Consider the following 22,666-nt stretch of genomic DNA (forward strand, 5'->3'; position numbering starts at 1 on the left):
ACTCCGGCGACAGCCCCACCGGCTCGCCCAACGCGGCACCGACTACGCCGGGTGCCCCGGGTACCGGCGGCAACCCCGGCCAGGGGAATGGCAGCGACCAGCCTGGCGAGACGCCCGCCGTGAAGCCGCAGCTGCGCTGCGCACCCTGAAGCCGGGCCTGGCCCGTCTCCCCTCCAGAAACCACCCGGCACAGAATCCATGAACCCGCAAAGCAGACGCAACTTCCTCAAACTCGCCGGCGGCAGCGCCGCCGCCACCGCCGCGCTGGCGGCCTTCCCGCCGTCCATCCGCCGCGCGCTGGCAATCCCGGCCAACAACGCCACCGGTACCATCCGCGACGTCGAGCACGTGGTCATCCTGATGCAGGAAAACCGCTCGTTCGACAATTACTTCGGCACGCTGCGCGGCGTGCGCGGCTTTGGCGACCGCTTCCCGATCCCGCTGGCGGGCGGCCTGAACGTCTGGCAGCAGACCTATACCAACGGCAGCACCACCCGCACCGTGCTGCCCTACCACCTCGACAGCAGCGCCGGCAATGCGCAGCGCGTCAGCGGCACGCCGCACTCGTACCCGGATGCGCAGAACGCCTGGGACCTGGGCCGCATGAACAAGTGGCCCACCTACAAGCAGACCCAGTCGATGGGCTACTACACCGAGGCCGAGCTGGACTTCCAGGTGGCGCTGGCCAATGCCTTCACCGTCTGCGACGCCTACCATTGCAGCTTCCACGGCGGCACCAACTCCAACCGCCTGTTCCACTGGACCGGCACCAACGACCCCGGCGGCGCCAACGGCGGGCCGGTGATCGACAACAGCGGCGACTCGTTCACGGGGTCGGCCCCGGCCTACACCTGGAAAACCTACCCGGAGCGCCTGGAAGCCGCCGGCGTGAGCTGGAAGGTCTACCAGAACATGCCGGACAACTTCACCGACAACCCGCTTGCGGGCTTCAAGCAATACCGCGACGCCAACGCCGCGCGCGGCAACCAGGCCAACGGCAGCCCCTACCCGGCATACACCAGCGCCGACGACGCCATCAGCCCGCTGCTCAAGGGCGTGGCCAACACCATGCCTGACGGCGGCTTCCTGCAATCGCTGCGCGACGACGTTGCCGCGGGCAAGCTGCCGCAGGTGTCGTGGATCGTGGCGCCGGCGACGTACTCGGAGCACCCCGGGCCTTCCAGCCCGGTACAGGGCGCGTGGTATACGCAAGAGGTGCTGAATGCCCTGACCGCCAACCCGGCGGTCTGGAGCAAGACCGTGCTGCTGATCAACTTTGACGAGAACGACGGCTACTTCGACCACGTGCCGCCGCCGTGCGCGCCCGCCTACGACGGCGACACGCTGGCCGGCGCCACCACGCTCGACCCGCAACAGGTCAGGCCGGAGTACCACGTCGACAAGCGCCCCTACGGCCCCGGCCCGCGCGTGCCGATGTACGTGGTCTCGCCATGGAGCCGCGGCGGCTGGGTCAACTCGCAGGTGTCCGACCACACCTCGGTGCTGCGCTTCCTGGAAGCCCGCTTTGGCGTGGCCGAGACCAATATCAGCAGCTTCCGCCGCGCGGTGGCGGGCGACCTGACCTCGGCCTTCAACTTCGTCAGCCCGAACACCAACCCGCTGCCCACGCTGCCCAACCGCGACAAGGCCAGCGCCGATGCCATCCGCACCGCGCAAGGCGTGCTGCCGCAAGTGCCGCTGCCTTCGGCCAGCAGCCAGCAGATGCCGCAGCAGGACACCGGCACGCGCCCGTCGCGCGCCCTGCCCTATGAGCTGCACGTAAGCGCCCGCGAAGACGCCCGCGACCAGCGCGCGGTGTGGCTGCTGTTCAGCAACACCGGCACCGCGGCGGCGGTGTTCCACGTCTACGACCGCCTGCACCTGGACCGCGTGCCGCGCCGCTACATGGTCGAGCCGGGCAAGGAACTGCATGGCAGCTGGGACGTCTTTGCCAGCGACGACGGCAAGTACGACCTGTGGGTGCTTGGCCCCAACGGCTTCCACCGCGCCTTCCGCGGCAACGTGGGGGCCGTGACTGCGGCGGGTGCCAGCGCGCCGGAGATCCGGGTCTGCTATGACATCGCCAATGCCGCGGTGTACGTGGACATGATCAACACCGGCAGCGCCCCCTGCACCTTCACCGTGCAGCCTAACGCCTACCGCACCGACGGTCCCTGGACCTACGAGGTGCCGGCCGGCATGCAGCTGCAGCAGCACTGGCCCGTGGCCCGCCAGGGCAACTGGTACGACTTCACCGTCACCACCGCGCAAGGCGGCTTCACGCGCCGCTTCGCCGGCCGCATCGAGACCGGCAAGGACAGCGTGTCCGATCCGGCGATGGGCCTCAACGGCTGACGCGCAAGTCGCCTGACGGGCAGCGCTGCGCCCGCCCCCGGCCGCTCCGGCCGCGGGCGGGCGTAGCCGTTTTGTCATATTGGCCCGCTAGACTGCGCGGTCGTCCGGGACCTGTCCGGGCTGCCCCCCAACTTTCCTGCGGATAACCATGCTCGGCGACCTGCTGATGACCTTTTTCGAAGTGGCACGCCAGGGCAGCATCACCATGGCGGCCAGGCAGCTGCGCATCAGCCAGCCCACCGTCACCGGCCGCATCCGCCAGCTGGAAGAGACCTACGGCGTTGAGCTGTTCCACCGCCGCGCCAGCCGCGTCGACCTGAGCGACGTGGGCGTGGCGCTGATGCCGGTGGTCGAGCAGCTGATGCAGCAGGAAGGCAATGCCGACTACCTGCTGCGCAACGCCGGCAACCTGCGCTTCGGCAACCTGCGCATCGGCGCCACCGGCCCCTACTACATCCTGCGCACGATGGCGGCGTTCCGGCAGCGCTACCCGGCGATCGACGTGAGCCTGGACATCGGCAATTCGCAGCAGATGCTGGAGGCGCTGTTCGAGTACCGCATCGACGCCGCGGTATCGTCGCACCCGGTGGACGACGACCGGCTTGCCTGCATCCGGCTGGCGACGGACCCGATGGTGCTGGTGGCCCATCCGGACCATGCGCTGGCGCGGCTGGCGCAGGTCGAGCTGCCGCAACTGCGCGGCTGCCACCTGCTGGTGCGCGAGCACGGCTCGATGACGCGCAAGGCCACCGAGACGGCACTGGCCGCGTGCGGGCTGGAACTGCCGCCGCACACCGTGATCGGCAGCCGCGAGGCCATCTACGAGGCCATCCGCCAGGGCCTGGGCGCCAGCGTGGTGCCGCTGGGCGAGGTGCCGCGCGACCCGCTGCTGCGCGTGGTGCCGTTCGCACAAGGCGCGCCGGTGCTGCATGAATACCTATACTGCCTGCAGAGCCGGCGCGAGACCCGGCTGGTCGGCGCCTTCCTGGACTGCGTGGCGCTGGACGAGCCGACCGCCGCCACCCACGCCGCCTGACACCCGCATGCCTGCCGCGCAAGGTAAAGCGCCAATGCCGGTATCGGAAAACTTGGGTCCTTCATCACCGCGCGGTCACCACGCCGCGCCAAGCTTGCCGGTTTCGCCAACTGAGCTATCCCGCATGCCCGCTGCCCCCCGCCTCGCCCTGTTTGACCTCGACCACACCCTGCTGCCGCTCGACAGCGAGTATGAATGGGCCCGCTACCTCGTTGCCGTGGGCGGCGCCGAGGCTGCCGAAATCGATGCGCACAACACGCGCTGGCTGGCGGCCTACCAGGCGGGGCGGCTGGACTTTGCCGCCCATGCGCGCTTTGCCCTGGGCCTGCTGGCGCGCCATCCGCGTGAACGACTGACGCAGTGGCGCGCGGACTTCATGCGCAAAGTGATCGTGCCCGCCATCCAGCCGGCGGCGCGCGACCTGCTGGCCCGCCACCTCTCCGCCGGCGACCTGTGCTGCATCGTCACCGCCACCTGCCGTTTTGTCACCGAGCCGATCGCGCGCCAGCTGGGCGTGCCGCACCTGCTGGCGGTGGAGGCGGAACACGATGCGCACGGCGAGTTCACCGGCGCGCTGGCCGGCGTGCCGGCCTTTGGGCCTGGCAAGGTGCTGCGCGTGCTGGCGTGGCTCGACACGCTGGGCATTGCGCACACGGCGCTGGCACAGGCCACCTTCTATAGCGACTCCCGCAACGACCTGCCGCTGCTCGAAAGCGTTGGCCACCCGGTCGCCGTCAATCCGGATTCGACGCTGCGGGACGCGGCCGAGGCACGCGGCTGGCCGGTCTTGCACCTGTTCGGCACGGCAGGCGTGCCGGCCGCCTGAGCCCATGCATCCGCACGCCGGCTTCCCCGAGTACGACCAGCTGCTGGCCTTGCTGGATACGGGCAGCCACGTGCTGGATACGCGGGTGGTCTGCGAAACCATGGTGCAGGGCCATCGCTTCGGCGTGCATGTCGCCACGCTCGGCAGCCGCGATCCGGGCGCGCCGGCGATCGGCATCTTCGGCGGCATCCACGGGCTGGAACGCATCGGCACGCAGCTGGTGCTGGACTACCTGCGCTCGGTGCTGAGCCGGCTGGCATGGGACGAGCTGCTGCACCGCGAACTGCAGTCGGTGCGGCTGGTATTCATGCCGATCGTCAACCCCGGCGGCATGTGGGCCGGCACCCGCGCCAACCCCAACGGCGTCGACCTGATGCGCAATGGCCCGCAGGACGCCGATGCGCGTGTGCCCTTCCTGGCCGGCGGCCAGCGCATCGGCGCCTGGCTGCCCTGGTACCGCGGCCCGGCGGGCGCGCCGATGGAAGCGGAAAGCCGCGCGCTGCTGCGCGTGGTGCAGGAAGAACTGCTGCCGCGCCCGCTCAGCTTTGCCGTGGACTGCCATTCAGGCTACGGCTGGCGCGACAGCATCTGGTTTCCGTACGCGGGCACGCGCCGGCCGATGGCGCACCTGCCCGAGATGTACCTGCTCAAGACGCTGTTCGAGCAGGCCCACCCGCACCACGGCTACACCTTCGAGCCGCAAAGCCACCAGTACCTGCTGCACGGCGACCTGTGGGACCATGCCTATGACCTGACGCCGCACGGCAACCTGTTCCTGCCGATGACGCTGGAACTGGGCTCGTGGCTGTGGATCAAGAAGAACCCGCGCCAGCTGTTCTCGCGCGAGGGCATCTTCAACCCGATCAAGGCGCACCGCACCGCGCGCGTGCTGCGCCGGCACGTGAGCCTGTTCGACTTCCTGGGCCGCGTGGCCTTTGCGCCGGATCGCTGGCGGCCGCGCGGCGCGCAGCGTGACGACCTGCTGCTGCAGGCACGCGCACACTGGCAGACGGAGCCGCCGCCATGAGCCGATGGGTATTCTTGCGGGGACTGACGCGGGAATCGCGCCACTGGGGAAGCCTGCCGGCGCGTTGGGAAGCGGCCGGGCTGGGCCGGCCGCTGCTGCCCGACCTGCCCGGCAACGGCGCGCTGTCGGCGCAGCCGGCGCCGTGGAGCGTGCCTGAGATGGTCACCGCGGTGCGGCGCCAGTTGTCGGCCACCGGCGCGCACGGACCGTACCGCGTGCTGGCGATGTCGCTGGGTGCGATGGCCGCGACCGAGTGGGCCAGCGCCTATCCGGAGGAAGTCGGCGGCCTGGTGCTGGTCAATACCAGCATGCGGCCGTTCTGCACGCCCGCACAGCGCCTGCGGCCGCGCAACTGGGGCAAGCTGCTGCGCGTGGCGCAGCGCTGGCAGGACCGCGCGTACTGCGAGCGGACCATCCATGCCATCACCTGTGCCCGCACCGATACGCTGGCACGCGATCTCGAGACCTGGCAGGCCATTGCCGCCGACGCGCCGGTGAGCCGCCAAGCCGCGCTGGCACAGTTGCTGGCCGCTGCCCGCTATCGCGCCCCCGCCAGTGCGCCGCGCTGCCCGGCGCTGCTGCTTGCCTCGGCGGCAGACCGCCTGGTCAACCCGGTGTGCTCGGCGCGCATCGCGCAAGCCTGGGACGCGCAGTTGCTGACGCACCACTGGGCCGGGCATGACCTGCCCCACGATGACCCGCAGTGGCTGTGCAATGCCGTCGCCGGCTCGGTGATACTGACACTAAGCGGCGGCTAAGGCCTGCTCCGCCGGCATGGCGCTGGTCAGCAGCGCCGCCGCGGCATCGAGCCGGTCCGGCGTGCCAAACAGCCGCGCACTGATCAAGCCGTTCTGCAACGCCCCGAACACCACCTGCGCCAGCTGCTGCGGCGGAATCGGATAGGGCGACTTGCGCTGCGCCGCGGCGCGCTCGAACAAGCTGGCCAGCCATTGCTCATTGAGCCGGATAAAGTCCTGCATCGCGGCGCGCACCGCGTCCGGCAGCATCAGCACGTCGGCCGACAGCATGCCCACCAGGCAAGCCTGGTCGGTGCCGGCACCCGCGCGCAAAGGCGCAAGGTATTGCCGCGCCTGCTCCGCGGGCGGCAGGCTGGCGTCGATCGCATCCAGGCGCGCCCGCCTGCGGGTGCCGTATTCGCGCACCGCTGCCAGCACCAGGTCGTCCTTGGACGGGAAGTAATAGTGGATGCTCGAGGTCTTGACCCCGACCAGGTCGGCCAGGTCGCGGTAGCTGAAGCCGTTGAACCCCCTGCGGCGGATCAGCACCAGCGCATGTTCGACCAGTTGCTCGCGTACGGATCGGGTGTTCATGGCATCAACTCCATCGTCTTGCTGCCGCGCCGTTCAGGCCGGCAGCGTTTGTGCGATCAGCGTGATGAGGGACCCGCTTGCGAAGCAAAGCCCTACCCATCCGCCAAGGATCAGCGCAGTGTCACGCCAACGCATGATCAACTCCTGAAGACGGGCCGCACCCAGGCGGCCCGGCGGTTTTCAATGGCCGGCATCACGCCGGCCGGCTCTCAGGCGATGGCGCCGTCGGTATAAGGGTCAGCCTTGCCCACGCGCGCACCGTCGGTGTACGGATCGAAGCTGCGCGACGGTTGGGCCGAAACACCGCTGCGGTCCAGGCCGGCTACCGTGCGGGCACCGTCGGTGTAGGGATCAGGCTTGCCAACGCGGGCACCATCGGTGTACGGGTCGAAGCTGCGCGACGGTTGGGCCGAAACACCGCTGCGGTCCAGGCCGGCTACCGTGCGGGCACCGTCGGTGTAGGGATCGGGCTTGCCAACGCGGGCACCATCGGTGTAGGGATCGGCCTTGCCAACGCGCGCGCCTTCGGTGAACGGATCAAACTTGCCGGTGCGGGCGCCTTCCGTGAAGGTGTCGAACTTGCCGGTGCGGAAGGTGTAGCCGTACTTGTCGCCGGAGAAGGTGCTGTCCTGCACGCTGGCCGCTTGCGCAAAACCGCCCGCGAGCGCGGCGGCAAGGGTGGCGGCGGTAATCAGGGTCTTGGTGATCTTGGTCATGATGGGCTCCAGGGTGCGATGTTTCGGGATCGCGTCAATTCGGTATCAGTGGCTGTGGCAGATCGTTTTTTTCGATCCCGCATCTACTAGTAGATAGATACTCGGCCTCGAAAAAATGACCGCCTCCGGTCATGCAATGGGACCGCCACGTTTTCGCCTTGTCTTGCTTGTTGCCGGCGGTGCAGCGCTTCCATGAGTCAAATACTATCTACTACTAGGTAGAGAGTCAAGGAAAAACATTTCTATCGGCCCGATAGCCTATGCCTTTTCTGGCTCTATCTCGTTGTTTTAAAAGCGCTTATCACCGATTCCGAAGCGCCGGCGGCCGACCGGCTGTCTGCAAATAAAAAAACCGCCATGCAGCTTGCGCCACATGACGGCTTCAGACGCGCCACTGATATTGCGCGAAAACCTTAGCCGGCGACGGCGGCCATCAGCGTATCCGCAGCGGCTTCCACCCGGTCGGAGGTCCCGAACAGGCGTGCCGCAATCAGCCCGCTCTGCAGCGAGCCAAACACCACCTGTGCCAGCCGCGCCGGCGGCACCGGGAACGGCGTGCTGCGCTGCGGCTGAGCCCGCTCCAGCAGGCCGGCCAGCCATTGTTCGTTCATCAGGAAGAAACCCTGCAGCAGCTTGTGCACGGACTCCGGCAGGCACAGCGTCTCGGTCGACAACATGCCGCACAGGCAGATCTGGTCCGAGCCGCAGCTGGCGCGGAACGGCGCCAGGTAGATGGCCGCCTGCTCGGTGACCGGCAGGCTGGTGTCGATGGAGCGGATGCGCTCGGCCAGGCGGGCGCTGTATTCCTTCACCGCCTCCAGTACCAGGTCCTCTTTGGACGGGAAGTAATAGTGGATGCTGGAGGTCTTGACCCCCACCAGTTCCGCCAGGTCGCGGTAGCTGAAGCCGTTGAAGCCGCGGCGGCGGATCAGGACGAGGGTGTGCTCGAGCAGTTGCTCGCGTACTGATTGCGTTTTCATGAAAGCAGTTTATCTACGCGAAGATAGGCGCTCAAGCCGAAATGCCCCGGGGCTGGGGTAATTCCCTAGCCCCGGGGCATCTAAGGCATGTGCTTTAACCAGGCAGGACCTGCGCGGCGAAGGTGATCATCGAGCCACTCGTCACGCAAAGCACCAGCCATCCGCCAAGCAGCAGGATACTGTCACGCAAACTCATGATGGACTCCATCGGACGGCAGTCAGCGTGACCGCCGCCGTAAAGTTGTTGGCCGCCGGCCTCAGCCGGCAGCAATCAAGCCAGGGCGCCGTCGGTGTAGGGGTCAGCCTTGCCGACGCGCGCGCCGTCCGTGTACGGGTCGAAGCTGCGGGCCGGCCCGGCCGACACGCCACTACGGTCCAGGCCAGCTACGGTGCGGTACCCGTCCGTGTAGGGATCGGTCTTGCCGACGCGGGCGCCGTCGGTGTACGGATCAAACTTGCCGACGCGGGCGCCTTCCGTGAACGGGTCGAACTTGCCGGTGCGGGCACCTTCCGTGAAGGTGTCGAACTTGCCGGCGCGGTAGCTGTAGCCGTACTTGTCGCCAGCCGAGGTGTTGTCTTGCACGCTGGCGGCTTGCGCCACGCCACCTGCCAGTGCGGCGGCAAGGGTGGCGGCGGTGATCAGGGTCTTGGCGAACTTGGCATTCATGATGGGCTCCTGGGTGCGATGTTTCGGGATCGCGTCAATTCGGTATCAGTGGCTGTGGCAGGGTCACTCTTTCGAGCCGCATCTACCAGTAGATAGATGACAGGCGCTAAAAAAATGACCATGCCGGTCTTGCGATGGGATCGCCACTTTTCCGCCCGTTCTTGCTTGCTTCCGGCGGTGCAGCGGTGCCATAGATTCAATGCTATCTACTACTAGGTAGATAGTCAAGGCAAAAGTTTTCTATCGGGCCGATAGCCGCCTGCCGACGCTGCACGATATGGCTGCGAATCCACTTAAGGCATGCGTGCGAATGAACTTTTCTTCACCCGGACGCCGATGGCCTGCTAGCCTGAAGGGAACGCCATCCCGAAATCGCCATGCCTGAAGGCCCCCGCCCCGCTCAGCCGGAATCCCGCCACCGCTGGCTCGCCACCGCCGCGGCACTCGCCGTGGCCGCGGGTGTTGCGCGGCATCTACTGTTTCGTGCGGTGGAACGCAAAGCCTTTGTCACGCCGACGGATGAAACAAAGGACGCGGCAGCACCCGACATTTCAGCCCTGACGGTGCGCCATGCCACGTTCGCCAGCGGCAATCGCATCCTGCACGCCGCCTTCATGCCGGCCGCGGACCCCGAAGCGCCAGCGCTGATGGTGTGCCACGGCGACAATGAGAGCCTGCCCGACTGGGCCCCGGTCCAGGCCATGCTGGCGGGCGCGGGCATCGCCTCCTACGTCTTCGACTACAGCGGCTACGGCCGCAGCAGCGGGCGGCCAAGCGTGCGCCGCCTGCGCGAGGATGCGCTGGCCGCCTACCGGCAATTCCTGGCAGCCACGCCGCAGGCAAAACGGCGCGTGGTGCTGGGGCATTCGCTGGGATCCGGCATCCTGCTGGAGGTGGCGCAGCGCTTCGATCCGCAGCCCGACGGCTATGTCATTGCGGCGGGCTTCAGTTCGGCGCGCCTGGCCGCAGTGCAGACCGGGCGCATACCCGCATGGGCCGCGTGGCTGCTGCCGGATCCGTGGAACAACGCTGCGCGTGCCAGCCGGCTGGAGCGGCCGCTGCTGGTGGTGCACAGCCGGGACGACGCGGTGATCGTCCCACCCCACGCGGAACGCGTGGCCCGTGCGGCCAGGCATCTGCATGCGCTGGTGATGCTGGACGCCATGCCGCATGACGCAGCCATCCTGCCAGAACATATCGAGGCATTCTGGCCGCCGATCCTGCGCTTTGTGCGCGCGCAGGACGGCGATGCCATGCAGGCACTGTTGGCAGGAAACGACGCGAGAGATATGAAGGCGACCCGCCGGGCAACACGGGTCAGGCAGGCACACTGAGGGATTGCACGGGCTCGTTGGCCACAGCAAGTGGCGAGCGCGGGCACCAGGGTCCCGGTACGGCCGACCCTGGGCGGCCAATCTACCGCAGACTTCCGCCACCAGCAATCATCCTTGTGGGCGAGGCGCCACGGCGAGATGCCCGAGAGACTTTTTGCCGGTTTCTTGTCTATATTGGACCCCATGGCACGAGCATCGCAATTTCGCCATTGACAGCACTGGAGGTACTGCCATGCGTTGGCTTGCAAACCTGTTCAGTCCGCCGACCCCGGAGAAAATCGCCGAGAGGGAACTGCAAGACATGAGGCTGACGCTGTTCCAGGCCGAAAGGCGCTTGCTCGAAGCGCAGATGCAGGTGGCCTACTACCGCGACATGGTGGCGTTCCTGGAAGACGTCGCGGCCAAGGGCGTGGAAGACGTGGTCGACAAGCGCCGCGCCACGCCGCCTGCGATGCCGGAGCTGCCGGCACGCACGCCTGGCCTCACCACGGTCCCTATCGTTCCGTCCGCGGCCTGACGCAGCCGGGACAGGCCCCGACCTGTGCGATACTCGCGCTGCCTGGCGCCCGTGCGGCGCGCAGGCGCATATCCACAGGAACCAGCCCCATGAGCGAACTGCTGCCCGCGATCGAATTCGAAACCGCGCCCAATCCCGCCTGCGCCGTCATCTGGATGCATGGGCTGGGCGCCGACGGCAGCGATTTCGCCCCGGTCGTGCCTGAGCTGCGGCTGCCCGCAGCGCCCGGCGTGCGCTTTATCTTCCCGCACGCGCCGGCTATCCCCGTGACCTGCAACGGCGGTTATGTCATGCCGGCCTGGTATGACATTTATTCCCTCGATGAATCCGGGCGACGCGCCGATGAAGCCGGCATCCGTGCCTCTTGCGAAGCCATTCGCGCACTGATTGCGCGCGAGAACGCCCGTGGCATCCCCACGCACCGCATCGTGCTGGCAGGCTTCTCGCAAGGCGGCGCGATTGCCTACACCGCCGGGCTGAGCCATGCCGAGACGCTGGCCGGCATCGTCGCGCTGTCCACCTACATCCCTGCGCCGAAAGCGCTGGCGGCCGAGGTCAGCGCCGCCAACGCCACCACGCCCGTGTTCGCCGCCCATGGCACGCAGGACGACGTGGTGCCGCTGCAGCTGGGCGTCGCCGCCCGCGATTTCGTGCAGGCGCGGCAGCACCCGGTGACCTGGAACACCTATCCGATGGGCCATTCGGTCTGCCTGGAAGAGATCGCCGCCATCGGCGCCTGGCTGGCAGCGCGCTTTGCGCAGGCAGCCACCGCGCAGTCCTGATCCGCTCCCCGACAAGATGATTGCCGGCCGCTGCGCCGCGCATCGCACCACGCCGCAAGCATGACCCTCGCCCCACTCCCCAGGATCGATTTCAATACCCGCAAGGCACTGCTATTCGCACTCGCTGCCGAACGGCTGTCGGCCTACTATGAACACCGCCAGTGGATGACCGACGCCCAGGGTGCGACGCTGGCCGGCGAATGGCTGTCGCGCTCGAAGCTGCAGTTGCCGCTGTCCGAGCGGCGCCTGTTGTCGGAACTGAGCGACCAGTTTGCACGCCAGCTGGCTGAGACCCTGTCACGCGAGGCCGGCCTGTACGCCGCGCACGAAATGATGGAAGCCCTCGATCCCAACTACCAGTCTGCGTTTGCCTACGACATGCTGGAAGAATGCGAGCGGCTGCTGCATGAAAACGGCGTGACGGAATAGCGGGCCGGACGGCGGCCGGCGTTTGCAAAGATTGACAATTGCATTGCGCGCGGGCGCGTAAACTTCGCGCACTGATGACGCCCCCCTCCCGCCTACCATGGAACGCAAGCACTGCCTGGCCTGGATCGCGCTGAGCATGATCGCAGCAGCCTTGCTGACACTGCTGTGCCTGATCCTGAATGACCACGCCGAGACCCAGGCCGCCAAAAGGGTCGAGCAAATGGCCGTCCGGGTGAAGCCCGCCGGCGCAGGCCTGATCCAGACCCACGCTGCGTCCCCGGCCGCTCAACAGCCGGAGCGGCTGTCGCAGGCCCTGGGCGCGCGGCGCTGAGCCGCATCGGGTGCGCCCCGGCCCGTAACTTCAGAACGACGACCAGTGGTTAAGAAGAACAACAGCACGTGCCGGAGCGCGGGCTTGAGTGTAGGCGCGGTGTCCACCGACGACTGCAAAGAATTGATAAGAGCGCGGTAGCCGCCTACGCGGCTGCCTCTGCAGGGCCTGTGCCGCCACAAACGCCCCGCAGCAGCGCATCGTGCTGCCGCACCGCCTGGCGCAGGGTGGCCTAAGCCCCTGGCAATGCCGGCCACGCCACGCCGGCCAGCGCGGCGAGCGCCGAGTAGGACGTCGCCAGGTGGTACGGCGAGGTCGAAGGCATTTCGGCGCGTACCACGCTGCCCGAGCGCGCCAGGCATTCATGCCAGCCGTGATCGTGCAGGAAGCGGCTGCGGAACTGCTGCGTCCAGGCTTCCAGCGCCGCCAGCGACTCCGGCGCGCCATGCACGGCGAGCGCGCGCGCATATTCGGTCTGCGCCCAGATGCGCTGGGTATCGTCCAGCATGGAGCCATCGGCGTTCAGTGCCGCGCTGACGCCCTGCGTCGACGGCACCACGCCGTGCCGCTGCGCAAAGGCAAAGGCCTGGCGCAGCGTATCGGCCAGCGGCAGGTCGCCGAGCAGCGCCGGCCTGCCTGCCACCAGCGAGAACCACTCGAACTGGTGGCCCGGCTCGATGCGGTTGCCGGGGCTGCCTTGGGGCAGCTCGGCAATGCAGCCGCTGGCCGGATCGACAAAGCGCTCATGCACCGCCATCGCGATCTCGCGCAGGCGTTCGGCATACCATTCGTCCCCGGTCGCATCCAGCGCGGCCAGGTAGGCCTCGGTCAGGTGCATGATGGGGTTCTGCAGCACGCCGGCGCCCTTGGGCCGGAAATGCTCGGTAAGCGCGGCGTGGTACAGGCCCTGTTCGTCGCCGAAGAGGTCCTCGACGACATCGACGGTTTCATCGAGCACGTCGAGCGCATCGGGATTGCCGCGCCGCGCATGATAGTTGGCGCAGGCGAAGATCACGAAGGCATGCGTATAGAGGTCGCGCGTGGCATCGAGCGGCGTGCCGGCCGGGTCGACGCTATAGAGCCACGCGCCCTCGCCATTGCCGAAGTAGGCCTGCAGCGAGCCGAACAGCGTATCGGCATGCGCATGGTTGCCGGCCAGCGAGAACACATAGAGCTGGCGGGCGCATGCCATGGCGCGATAGCGGGCCGGCGCCAACGGCGCGGCACTGGCGCCGTCGAGTGCCTCGTAGGGCAGCAGCAGGTCGCCGTTCCAGCCGCTGGCGGTCCACAGCGGCAGCACGGTGGCATCGTAATGTGCCGTCAGGGCGGCGACCCCTTGGTTGAGCTCAGGCGAGATGGGCATGGTCTGGCGGAAAGTACAGGCGCGGCGAAGGCCGCAAAGGCCGTATCTTGCCATGCCGCGGCCGCAAGACAGTCATGGCATTTGCGGCGACCTCTTGCTAGCATCAATGGCGCCCACCCGCGAACGGGAGACAGCCATGTCGACTTTGCCCCTCACGCTGACTGACGATCACCGCACATTGGTGCTTCACGTCCTTGAAGATGCACCCGGCCAGTTCACCTGGCGCATCGTCATGGAAGAACGCTGTGGCGCCGCCGACGAGGATTGCACCGTCGCAGCGCCATCCACCTACGGTTCCCGCGCAGAGGCCGAGGCCGCCTGCTGGGCCGCCGGCAACGGCATACTGAACGGTCCGCGCGCCGCAGGCGAGCTGCACGCCACCTGAAGCCCCCACGGCATCGCGCAACACTTGCACTACGTGCCGCGTGTCCTAGTCTGGAAGCGTGGCAGTGGCAACGCGGGGTATGCATTTACCTGCGGTTTTCCGTTCCGGCCACGCCCGGGCAACGTATGCTGCCCGGGGCGCTTCCTGCCACCTGCCTGTCATATTCCTGGCCTTAACTGACCTGGTCGCCATGCCGCCCCTAGAAACGGGCACGGTGGGCAAGGCCGCAGGAGCATGCAATGGATAAGCCGGTCGTCACTCCCCAGCGCTTCGTTGAACTGATGAACGAGCGCCTCACCAAGCATCCCCTCTTCCGCGAGGGCATGCGCGTCTATGCCATCCCGCAGCACACCGACCATCCGCGCAGCCTGGTCTGCGTGGGGCCGCGCGGCACCGAATGCGTATGCGCCACCATTGAAAACATCGTGCGGGGTGAATGTGAGGTGTTCCCGGACATCGACCAGGACTGGCACCGCCCGCCCAAACCCGGCAACCCCGCCGAGATGCGGGCGCGTTGAGTTGCCCCGGCGCGCCTCACGTCTATGCCCAGTGGATGGCATGACCAGAACGTGACATACCGCGGCCACCGCATCCATGTCGCGGCGCTGCGCTATGGCGGCCAGCATGACGGGTGGTGGACGCTGCGCGCGGAGATCTGGCATCACGGCAGCAAGCTGGCGCTGCCCTGCCCGGCCGCGCAGACGCGCTTTGGCTGCGCCACCGACGCCACGCGCGCGGGCATTGCCTGGGGGCGCGAGGCCATCGACACGCACATCGCCGGCCTGCACGATGCCGAGGACGCGGCGCTGCAATAGCGGCGCTGCACCAGCGCCGCTTCAGCCCATCAAACGTCGATCGCCGAATCCGACTTCACCTTGCGGCGCAGCTCGAACTTCTGGATCTTGCCGGTCGAGGTCTTGGGCAGCGGCCCGAAGTAGACCGCCTTGGGCACCTTGAAGCCCGCCAGCAGCGTGCGGCAATGCGCGATCAGTTCTTCCGCGCTGACGCTGGCGCCGTCCTTCAGTTCGACAAACGCGCATGGGGTCTCGCCCCACCTGGCATCGGGCTGCGCCACCACTGCGGCGGCCAGCACCGCGGGATGCCGGTAGAGCGCGTCCTCCACCTCAACGCTGGAGATGTTCTCGCCGCCGGAAATAATGATGTCCTTGCTGCGGTCCTTGATCTTGATATAGCCATCGGGCATGCACACACCCAGGTCGCCGGTATGGAACCAGCCGCCGGCAAAGGCCTCGCGCGTGGCCTTCTCGTTCTTGAGGTAGCCCTTCATGCAGATATTGCCGCGGAACATGATCTCGCCGATGGTCTCGCCATCGGCCGGCACCGGCTGCATGGAATCGGGATCGAGCACCGCCACCTGCGACTGCAGGTGATAGCGCACGCCCTGACGCGCCTTCCTGACCGCGCGGTCTTGCTCGGACAGCGTGCTCCAGTCATCCTGCTCGGCGCAGACCGCGGCCGGGCCGTAGACCTCGGTCAGGCCATAGACATGGGTCAGCTCGAACCCCATCGCCTCCATCTGCGCCAGCACCGCGGCCGGCGGAGGCGCGCCGGCCACCATGCCGCGCACCGGGCCGCGCACGCCCTCGCGCCACGCGGCGGGCGCATTGACCAGCGCGGTATGCACGATCGGCGCGGCGCAGTAGTGGGTCACGCCCTCTTCGCGCATCAGGTCGAATACCAGCCTGGGCTCGAACTTGCGCAGGCACACGTTGACGCCCGCGCGCGCGGCAACGGTCCACGGGAAGCACCAGCCATTGCAGTGGAACATCGGCAGCGTCCACAGGTAGACCGGGTGCTTGGGCAAATCCCACTCGAGGATGTTGGACACGGCATTGATGGCCGCGCCGCGGTGGTGGTAGACCACGCCCTTGGGGTCGCCGGTGGTGCCCGAGGTGTAGTTCAGCGCGATGGCTTCCCACTCGTCGGCCGGCATGTGCCACGCGTAGTCCGGGTCGCCCGAGGCGAGGAAGGCTTCGTAATCGGTGTCGCCGAACGGCGCCTCCTGCGGGCCCAGCACGTCATGCACGGCGATGACCTTCAGGCCGGGGATCTCCAGCGCCATCTGGCGCGCCAGGTCGGCAAACTCGGTATCGGCCAGCAGCACGCGCGCCTCGCCATGGCGCAGCATGAAGACCAGGTTGGCGGCGTCGAGGCGGATATTGAGCGCATTGAGCACGGCGCCCGCCATCGGCACGCCGAAATGCGCCTCCACCATGGCCGGCGTATTGGGCAGCAGCGCGGCCACGGTATCGCCCTTGCCGATGCCGGCACGCGCCAGCGCGCTGGCCAGGCGCCGTGCGCGCGCATAGGTGTCGCGCCAGTTCTGGCGCAGCGGGCCGTGCACGATGGCCAGGCGCTGGCCGTACACCTCGGCGGCGCGGACCAGGAAGTCGATGGGCGTAAGCGGTACGAAATTGGCCGCGTTGCGGGCCAGGCCGCTGTCGAAATCGGTGGGCATTGCTTGTGTCTCCGCGTATCTGGCGGCGTTGGCGGCAGGGCCGCGCAACAGGCCGCGTGATGCTGTCAATGCGCTGCATGGGTGCAGCGATGTCCGGGGCGAGGTGACCATTGTCCACGCCATCCGGCGCTGTCACTTTTTCTGGCACAAGGCTATCATCGCACACGCTGGCGCACTGTCGCCGAGACGACAAACCTGCCGCAAACCCGCGCCAGGCAAGGCTTACACGATTCTTACAGGGACCCGGCCCGAGCCGCGCGCCCATGCCATGAGCGAACCTGCAGACCCGATTTCCGCCCCTGCCGCAGTCCTTGCCGGCCATGCCTGGTTCGGTGCCCTGGCGCCGGAACACCAGGCGCTGGCCGCGCGCGAGACGCTGCTCCAGTCCTTTGCCGCGGGCGCCTTCATCGCCCGGCGCGGCGAGCCGTCGCGCCACTGGATCGGGGTGGACAGCGGCCTGATCAAGCTGGCGGTGTACACCCCCGACGGGCGCGGCTGCACCTTCTCCGGCGTGCCCGCCGGCGGCTGGTGCGGCGAAGGCAGCGTGATCAAGCGCGAAGACCGCCGCTATGACGTGATCGCGATCCGTGACTCGCAGGTGCTGCTGGTGCCAGAGCCGGTGTTCAATACGCTGCTGGCGCAGAGCCTGCCGTTCGCCAGCTTTGTCGTGCGCCAGCTCAACGAGCGCATGGGCCAGTTCATCGCCACCGTGCAGAACGACCGCCTGCTGGGCGCCGATGCGCGCGTGGCGCAGGCCATCGCGCAGCTGTTCCACCCGGACCTGTATCCGCGCACCAGCCCCGTGCTGGAGCTGTCGCAGGAAGAGATCGGCCTGCTGACCGGGCTGTCGCGCCAGCGGGTCAACCAGGCGCTGCGCCGGCTGGCCGATGCCGGCATGGTCCACCTGTCCTACCAGAGCATCCGCGTGACCGACCTGCCCCGGCTGCGCCACTTCGGGCTGTCCGAGCTGTAACGCTGCCGTCACCGGGCGCCGTGAACGATCAAACGGACGATGTCCGCGGCCTTGCGCCGCCCGTTGAATCCTGCGACAGTTACCGGCCGCACCCCCGCTCAGCTTCCGGGTTGTCTTCCGCATGCCGCTTGTCAGCCGTCACCACGTCCGCTTTGCCCGCCTGCGCTTCCCCTTTGCCGTGCAGGTACAAGCCCTGCACGGCACGGCCAGCCTGCGCGATGCCAATGCGCGGCGCGAGGTGCGGCCCGGCGACCCGTTCGTGGTCCACGCCTTTGCCCACTTCGACTGCGACTTGCCCGGCACGTGGCAGCACCCTTGCGCCATCGTCCTGACTGCCGTCCCAGACAGTGAATGCCCGCGCCTGGCCGGCAAGCCCGGCGACAGGCCCTGGTCGCGCCGCTTTGCCGGCCTGGTCTTTTCCCGCCCCGATACCGACTGGAATGTCGAGCGCCTGGCCGCGCAATGGCAGGTGCCGGCCCGCCAGGTGCGCGCCCGGCTCTTCGCCGAAGGCGAGGCGCTGCACCCGCTGCTGCGCGAGCAACGCGCCGCCCATGCCCTGCACGCGCTGGCCGCCGCCGGCCCGGTGTCTTCGCTGGACGTGCTGGCGGCGCATGCCGGCCTGCGTTCCGGCAGCGCGCTGGCGCGCAGCTGGCAGAACTGGTTCGGCATCGATGCGGCGCGCCTGGTGGAAGATTGCCGGGCAGGCAGCCGCACCACAGCGCCCACTGCCACCTGGCCCGGCCTTGTGCCGACGGCCGCCTGACGCAGCGGCCTGGGCGTCACATGGCGCGGAGTTTGTCAACCACCGCGCGCAGCAACCAGCAATGCATCGGCAATGATTGCGCTGATCCCGGGCAATACCGCCCTGACCCTCGGCATCGGCGTGAACGGATTGTTCTACGATATCTCGGTCGGCCGCCCGTAACCTCGCCCCCAACCGTGAATCCGGGCACCCCGCGCCCGGACACGAACCAAGCCGGTGCCGCCCTGCGGCACCGGCTTTTCTTTTTTCCGCCAGACCAATGAATGCAACCACGGCAGCCAGGCACGTGACAGCCATCCTGCAGCGTTGCCGCAGCAGCCTCTGCCCACACACTCCCGACAGTTTGTCAATCGCCTGAACTCGGGTTGGCCCCATCCCCCCTATCACGCAGACTCGCCTCGCGGGGCGGGTCAGCCACCCTGCGGGCGGGGCCTGCATGAGCCGGATATCGACCACCGCAGGACTCCGCCAGAACAAAAACCATACAGGGCGAAACGGGATGAAAACAAAACAACTGTTCTTGACGGGTCTGGCGACGGCGGTCCTGTCTGCATGCGGAGGCGGCGATGGCGGTTCGACCGCGCCGACCACCACCACGGCGGCACCTGCCGCCACCAGGATCAGTGGCACCGCCGCAGTTGGCGCCGCACTGGGCAATGCCGCCGTGCAGGCCAAGTGCGCATCGGGCAGCGGCACCGCCACCACCGCGGCGGACGGCAGCTTCACCATCAGCATCGAAGGCGCGACGCGTCCCTGCGTGCTCAGCGTCACGGCGCCTGACGGCACCACGCTGCATTCCGTGGTCGAAGCCGGCACCGGCACCACCGCGACGGCCAACATCACGCCGCTGACCGAGCTGGTCACCGCTTCACTGGCACAGGGCAACACCGATGCCTTCTTCGAGCAGTTCGATGCGAACGCGCAAGCCAGGCTCACCTCCGACAACGTAACCAGTGCCATCGGCGCCGTGCGCCTGGTGCTGACGGGCGTGGTCGACCTTTCCAGCATCGACCCGGTCAAGGATCCGCTGGTGGCCGCCAACGGCGCCAACGCGGGCAATGCGCAGGACCAGCTGCTGGACCAGTTGGGCGATCGCCTGGAGGCATCCAAGACCACGCTGGCTGAGCTTTCTTCAGCAGTCGCTGCCAATGCCGGCGCAGCGGCAGTCCAGACCGCACTGCAACCGGCAGCGGCCACCTGCGCCGGGTTGAAGACCGGCAAGTACCACGTCGTGGAACTGGGCACGCCGATTGGAGAAGCCGGCGAAATGGACGCCGCCACGTTGCAGTTCAAGCTGGGCACCGACGTGACCACCTTCACCGCCGACGCATCGGAAGCCTGCCGCTTCACCGCAGGCACCGACACCGTGCTGGTCTCCAAGTCGGGCCTGAGCGTGGTGCTGCCTCCGGCTGGCACGGTCAACCGCCTGCCCGCCCTGCTGATTCCTGCCCAGGCACTGGCCCTGGCCGACCTGGCTGGCGACTGGAATGGTCTTGGCTATGAGCGCGATGGCCCGTCGCCGTACGCGGCGTCGCGCGTGAACTTCAGCCTGGATGCCGCGGGCAAGGTGACCGCCGGCGCAGATTGCTCGGGCCTGGATTCGTGCTCGGCATGGCTGCCGGATGAATTTCCCACCATCACGCTCAACCCCGATGGCGGGTTGAACCTCACCGAACAGGACGGTGGTGTTGAGCGGGCCTACGCGTTCAAGGGCACCGACGGGCAACTGGTCATCGTCTTCACCCACGGTGACGGATTCACGATGGCCACCAGGCGGATCGCCCGTGCGCTGCCTGCCGTGGGCGCGACCAGTTCGTTCTGGGACACGAGCATTCTTCCGGTGGACAGCAACTCCGCCACGGCCGATGGCATCAGCACGACGACGGCCTCCACGGTCAAGGTCACCGCGGTGGATGCCCAGGCAAACACGTACACGCGCGAGCGCGACGACGGACGGGTGGACACCTGGAAGGTGAACACCCCGCTCGACGGGCTGCGCTACCGTGCCCCGACGCCCAACAACAGCGGCGGTAGTGAGGCCATCAGCATGTCGATTGGCAACACGGGCCTGAATGTGGCGATCGGCGTGAATACGGCTCGCCGGTTCTTCAGCATCTCGGTCAACCGTCTGTAACTCCGCTGCAAGTCGCCGGACTGCTGCGTCCGGACAGCGATTCAAGCCGGTGTCGCCTTGCGGCGCCGGCATTTTTTTCGTTGGGCTGCACAACCGGTGCTACCGCAGGACTTGCCGGCAGCGATCGATACGCTGCCGCGCGACTCGATCACGCAGGGCGAAGGCAACCCCGACCATCAGGCGGCGGCCGCGGTAGAATCAGCAGAACCCCCGCTCAGCCGGGGGCCGGCGGCATCAGCCGCCCGAGTGCAGCGGGGACAGCGAATAGGCGAGCACCAGCCCCGCAACGATCGCCGGGGAACCCAGCCGGATCGCCGTGCTGCGGGACAGCACGCCCAGATACACATACAAACACACCAGCACCATCGCAGTCACATACAGCAGGCTGTCATAGACTTGCATGGATGTCTCCCTTGCCATTGTTCTTATTGCTTTACTTCGGTGGGCTGCCGACGGGGCGTGATGCGGGGGTCTTGCGGGAATGCGTGGGGGCGCTCCGTCGCCAGCATGCTATGGCTGTCTGTTGAAATGATAGTCACCACTTCGACGGAGCGTGGCAATCATGGAAATCCCTTTGCGGCACTGCACCAGTCATGATGCAGCGCCGCAAGGCAAGGTCTTGATAGAAGGAACGGGGCGTGCGCAAGGCGCGCATCGCGCCGGTCCTTAATCCGCGGGCAACATCTCAGGATTCCAGGCGATTTCCCACAGATGCCCGTCGGGATCCTGGAAATAGCCGGCGTACCCGCCCCAGAACGTATCCTGCGCCGGCTTGACCACGCTGGCGCCCGCGGCCAGCGCCTGGGCCATCACCGCATCCACTTCCGCCTTGTCGCCGACGTTATGCGCCAGCGAGAAATCCGTCTGCGCGCGCGGTGTCACCTGCAGTCCGGTGTCATGCGCAAGACTGGTGCGCGGCCAGACCGCGAGCTTCAATCCGGCCTGCAGGTCGAAGAAGGCCACGGCGCCGTGCTCGAACTGCTCGCCGACAATGCCTGCGGTGGGCAGTCCCAGGCCGTCGCGATAGAAGCGCACCGCACGCTGCAGGTCATCGACACCCAGCGTGATCAGCGTAATCCGGGGTCTCATGGCGGGTTCCTCCTGTATCGACCGGCAGCCTAGCGCTGCCCGAAAGCCGCATCGGCAAACAGGTCTTTCAGTTCGCGCGGCTGCGACCGCCAGTATTGCTTCGGCGCCTGCACGCTTGCGCCCAGCCGCGCGGCCGCATGCCAGGGCCAGCGCGGGTCATACAGCATGGCACGGGCCAGCGACACCGCGTCGGCTTCGTGGTTGGCGATGATGGCTTCGGCCTGCTCCGGCTCAGTGATCAGGCCCACCGCAATCGTCGGCAGGCCAACCTCGGCCTTTACGCGCTGCGCGTACGGCACCTGGTAGCCGGGCCCGAGCTTGATCGCCTGCTGCGGCGACACGCCGCCGGTGGTCACATGGATCGCCGCACAGCCGCGCGCCTTGAGAGCCTTCGACAACGCCACCGTGCCTTCGATATCCCATCCGCCCGGCACCCAGTCGGTTGCGGAAATACGCATCCACACCGGACGCTCAGCCGGGAACACCTCACGCACCGCGTCGAACACCTCGATCGGGAACCGCATGCGGTTCTCCAGGCTGCCGCCGTATTCGTCGTCACGATGGTTGGCCAGCGGCGACAGGAACTGGTGCAGCAGGTAGCCGTGCGCGGCATGGATCTCGATCCCGTTCAACCCAAGCCGCGCCGCACGCCTTGCCGCCGCGACAAAGTCGTCGCGCACCTTGTCCATGCCGGCACGGTCCAGCGCGGCAGGCGCGACTTCTTCCGCGCCATGCGGTACCGCGGAAGGCGCCACCGCATGCCAGCCACCAGGCGCATCCGGCGCGATCTGCTGCCCGCCATCCCATGGCGCCTGGCTCGACGCCTTGCGGCCGGCATGCCCCAGCTGGATCGCAATGGCGATCGGCGAATGCGCGCGCATCGCCTTGACCACGCGGCCAAGCGCCGCCTCGTTTTCGTCCGAATACAGGCCCAGGTCCTGCGGCGTGATGCGCCCTTCGGGCGAGACTGCCGTGGCTTCCACGATCAGCATGCCGGCGCCGGACAGCGCCAGCGAACCGAGGTGGATCATGTGCCAGTCGCCGGCGTTGCCGTCCCGCGCGGAGTACTGGCACATCGGGGCGATGATGATGCGGTTGGCGAGGGTGAGATCGCCGATGGCGAGCGGTTCGAACAGAAAGCTCATGCGT

General features: G+C 67.7%; 25 protein-coding genes. 16 read left to right on the forward strand and 9 right to left on the reverse strand.

Going from position 1 to position 22,666, the window contains the following annotated elements; translation table 11 throughout:
• Positions 1-198: 198 nt before the first annotated feature.
• From AC3WQZ_RS13865 to AC3WQZ_RS13885, 5 genes are all read left to right on the forward strand, one after another.
• Positions 199-2,355 carry a phosphocholine-specific phospholipase C gene (locus AC3WQZ_RS13865; protein WP_011617051.1) on the forward strand — a complete coding sequence of 719 codons (2,157 nt, stop codon included), beginning with the start codon at positions 199-201 and terminating at the stop codon, positions 2,353-2,355.
• A gap of 148 nt (positions 2,356-2,503) precedes the next feature.
• Positions 2,504-3,391, forward strand: coding sequence for a LysR substrate-binding domain-containing protein (locus AC3WQZ_RS13870; RefSeq protein ID WP_041688068.1), 888 nt, complete (start codon positions 2,504-2,506; stop codon positions 3,389-3,391).
• Between the two features lie 124 nt (positions 3,392-3,515).
• A complete protein-coding gene (locus AC3WQZ_RS13875; protein WP_454750170.1) occupies positions 3,516-4,217 on the forward strand; it encodes an HAD family hydrolase in 702 nt (233 codons plus the stop codon).
• A gap of 4 nt (positions 4,218-4,221) precedes the next feature.
• Entirely contained in the window at positions 4,222-5,244 is a 1,023-nt protein-coding gene (locus AC3WQZ_RS13880; RefSeq protein ID WP_011617049.1) for a M14 family zinc carboxypeptidase, read from the forward strand.
• Positions 5,241-6,002, forward strand: coding sequence for an alpha/beta fold hydrolase (locus AC3WQZ_RS13885; RefSeq protein ID WP_010814088.1), 762 nt, complete (start codon positions 5,241-5,243; stop codon positions 6,000-6,002). Before AC3WQZ_RS13880 ends, AC3WQZ_RS13885 begins: the two co-directional genes overlap by 4 nt.
• Here the strand turns inward: AC3WQZ_RS13885 and AC3WQZ_RS13890 are convergent.
• The 4 genes from AC3WQZ_RS13890 to AC3WQZ_RS13905 all read right to left on the reverse strand — a co-directional run bounded on the left by AC3WQZ_RS13890 (position 5,988) and on the right by AC3WQZ_RS13905 (position 8,938).
• A complete protein-coding gene (locus AC3WQZ_RS13890; RefSeq protein ID WP_011617048.1) occupies positions 5,988-6,575 on the reverse strand; it encodes a TetR/AcrR family transcriptional regulator in 588 nt (195 codons plus the stop codon). The two genes, AC3WQZ_RS13885 and AC3WQZ_RS13890, sit on opposite strands and share 15 nt — an antisense overlap.
• A gap of 209 nt (positions 6,576-6,784) precedes the next feature.
• Positions 6,785-7,291, reverse strand: coding sequence for a copper resistance protein CopQ (locus tag AC3WQZ_RS13895; protein WP_492300743.1), 507 nt, complete (start codon positions 7,289-7,291; stop codon positions 6,785-6,787).
• 413 nt (positions 7,292-7,704) lie between these two features.
• Positions 7,705-8,271 (reverse strand): TetR/AcrR family transcriptional regulator, encoded by a 567-nt coding sequence (locus AC3WQZ_RS13900; RefSeq protein ID WP_058697051.1) that lies wholly within the window; start codon positions 8,269-8,271, stop codon positions 7,705-7,707.
• Positions 8,272-8,542: 271 nt separating this feature from the next.
• Positions 8,543-8,938 (reverse strand): hypothetical protein, encoded by a 396-nt coding sequence (locus AC3WQZ_RS13905; RefSeq protein ID WP_010812502.1) that lies wholly within the window; start codon positions 8,936-8,938, stop codon positions 8,543-8,545.
• Positions 8,939-9,315: 377 nt separating this feature from the next.
• Between AC3WQZ_RS13905 and AC3WQZ_RS13910 the strand changes: the two genes are divergently transcribed.
• The 5 genes from AC3WQZ_RS13910 (at position 9,316) to AC3WQZ_RS13930 (ending at position 12,331) form a co-directional block, all read left to right on the forward strand.
• The gene (locus AC3WQZ_RS13910; protein ID WP_010812501.1) at positions 9,316-10,272 is read left to right on the forward strand and encodes an alpha/beta hydrolase; all 957 of its coding nucleotides are present in this window, start codon (positions 9,316-9,318) and stop codon (positions 10,270-10,272) included.
• A 232-nt stretch (positions 10,273-10,504) separates the two neighbouring features.
• A complete protein-coding gene (locus AC3WQZ_RS13915) occupies positions 10,505-10,789 on the forward strand; it encodes a hypothetical protein (protein WP_010812500.1) in 285 nt (94 codons plus the stop codon).
• Positions 10,790-10,878: 89 nt separating this feature from the next.
• Positions 10,879-11,571, forward strand: coding sequence for an alpha/beta hydrolase (locus AC3WQZ_RS13920; RefSeq protein WP_010812499.1), 693 nt, complete (start codon positions 10,879-10,881; stop codon positions 11,569-11,571).
• 60 nt (positions 11,572-11,631) lie between these two features.
• Complete coding sequence (locus AC3WQZ_RS13925) at positions 11,632-12,000, forward strand: hypothetical protein (RefSeq protein ID WP_010812498.1); 369 nt, start codon at positions 11,632-11,634, stop codon at positions 11,998-12,000.
• 97 nt (positions 12,001-12,097) lie between these two features.
• On the forward strand, positions 12,098-12,331 hold the full coding sequence (locus AC3WQZ_RS13930) for a hypothetical protein (protein ID WP_010812497.1): 234 nt from the start codon (positions 12,098-12,100) through the stop codon (positions 12,329-12,331).
• 232 nt (positions 12,332-12,563) lie between these two features.
• Here AC3WQZ_RS13930 and AC3WQZ_RS13935 read toward each other — a convergent pair whose 3' ends face one another.
• Complete coding sequence (locus AC3WQZ_RS13935; protein WP_010812496.1) at positions 12,564-13,694, reverse strand: AGE family epimerase/isomerase; 1,131 nt, start codon at positions 13,692-13,694, stop codon at positions 12,564-12,566.
• 136 nt (positions 13,695-13,830) lie between these two features.
• On the opposite strand from AC3WQZ_RS13935, the gene AC3WQZ_RS13940 reads away from it, so the two are divergent.
• The 3 genes from AC3WQZ_RS13940 (at position 13,831) to AC3WQZ_RS13950 (ending at position 14,894) form a co-directional block, all read left to right on the forward strand.
• Positions 13,831-14,079, forward strand: a complete 249-nt coding sequence (locus AC3WQZ_RS13940; RefSeq protein WP_010812495.1) for a hypothetical protein — start codon at positions 13,831-13,833, stop codon at positions 14,077-14,079.
• Positions 14,080-14,318: 239 nt separating this feature from the next.
• Positions 14,319-14,597, forward strand: a complete 279-nt coding sequence (locus AC3WQZ_RS13945; RefSeq protein ID WP_010812494.1) for a hypothetical protein — start codon at positions 14,319-14,321, stop codon at positions 14,595-14,597.
• 51 nt (positions 14,598-14,648) lie between these two features.
• Positions 14,649-14,894 (forward strand): DUF6566 family protein, encoded by a 246-nt coding sequence (locus AC3WQZ_RS13950; RefSeq protein WP_231881500.1) that lies wholly within the window; start codon positions 14,649-14,651, stop codon positions 14,892-14,894.
• 29 nt (positions 14,895-14,923) lie between these two features.
• Here the strand turns inward: AC3WQZ_RS13950 and AC3WQZ_RS13955 are convergent, their stop codons facing one another.
• On the reverse strand, positions 14,924-16,558 hold the full coding sequence (locus AC3WQZ_RS13955; protein WP_454750174.1) for an acyl-CoA synthetase: 1,635 nt from the start codon (positions 16,556-16,558) through the stop codon (positions 14,924-14,926).
• Between the two features lie 268 nt (positions 16,559-16,826).
• Between AC3WQZ_RS13955 and AC3WQZ_RS13960 the strand changes: the two genes are divergently transcribed.
• The 3 genes from AC3WQZ_RS13960 (at position 16,827) to AC3WQZ_RS13970 (ending at position 20,428) form a co-directional block, all read left to right on the forward strand.
• Entirely contained in the window at positions 16,827-17,531 is a 705-nt protein-coding gene (locus tag AC3WQZ_RS13960) for a Crp/Fnr family transcriptional regulator (RefSeq protein WP_041688066.1), read from the forward strand.
• 121 nt (positions 17,532-17,652) lie between these two features.
• Complete coding sequence (locus AC3WQZ_RS13965; RefSeq protein WP_010812490.1) at positions 17,653-18,294, forward strand: hypothetical protein; 642 nt, start codon at positions 17,653-17,655, stop codon at positions 18,292-18,294.
• 499 nt (positions 18,295-18,793) lie between these two features.
• Positions 18,794-20,428 (forward strand): hypothetical protein, encoded by a 1,635-nt coding sequence (locus tag AC3WQZ_RS13970; protein ID WP_037025481.1) that lies wholly within the window; start codon positions 18,794-18,796, stop codon positions 20,426-20,428.
• Between the two features lie 234 nt (positions 20,429-20,662).
• On the opposite strand, the gene AC3WQZ_RS13975 is transcribed toward AC3WQZ_RS13970, so the two are convergent.
• The 3 genes from AC3WQZ_RS13975 to AC3WQZ_RS13985 form a co-directional block, all read right to left on the reverse strand.
• Entirely contained in the window at positions 20,663-20,830 is a 168-nt protein-coding gene (locus AC3WQZ_RS13975) for a hypothetical protein (protein WP_010812488.1), read from the reverse strand.
• Positions 20,831-21,094: 264 nt separating this feature from the next.
• Positions 21,095-21,517, reverse strand: coding sequence for a VOC family protein (locus tag AC3WQZ_RS13980; RefSeq protein ID WP_010812487.1), 423 nt, complete (start codon positions 21,515-21,517; stop codon positions 21,095-21,097).
• A 29-nt stretch (positions 21,518-21,546) separates the two neighbouring features.
• Positions 21,547-22,662: an NADH:flavin oxidoreductase/NADH oxidase gene (locus AC3WQZ_RS13985; RefSeq protein WP_010812486.1), complete on the reverse strand. Its 1,116-nt coding sequence runs from the start codon at positions 22,660-22,662 to the stop codon at positions 21,547-21,549.
• Positions 22,663-22,666: the final 4 nt, after the last annotated feature.

It is taken from the genome of Cupriavidus sp. FW305-26, from assembly GCF_058787975.1.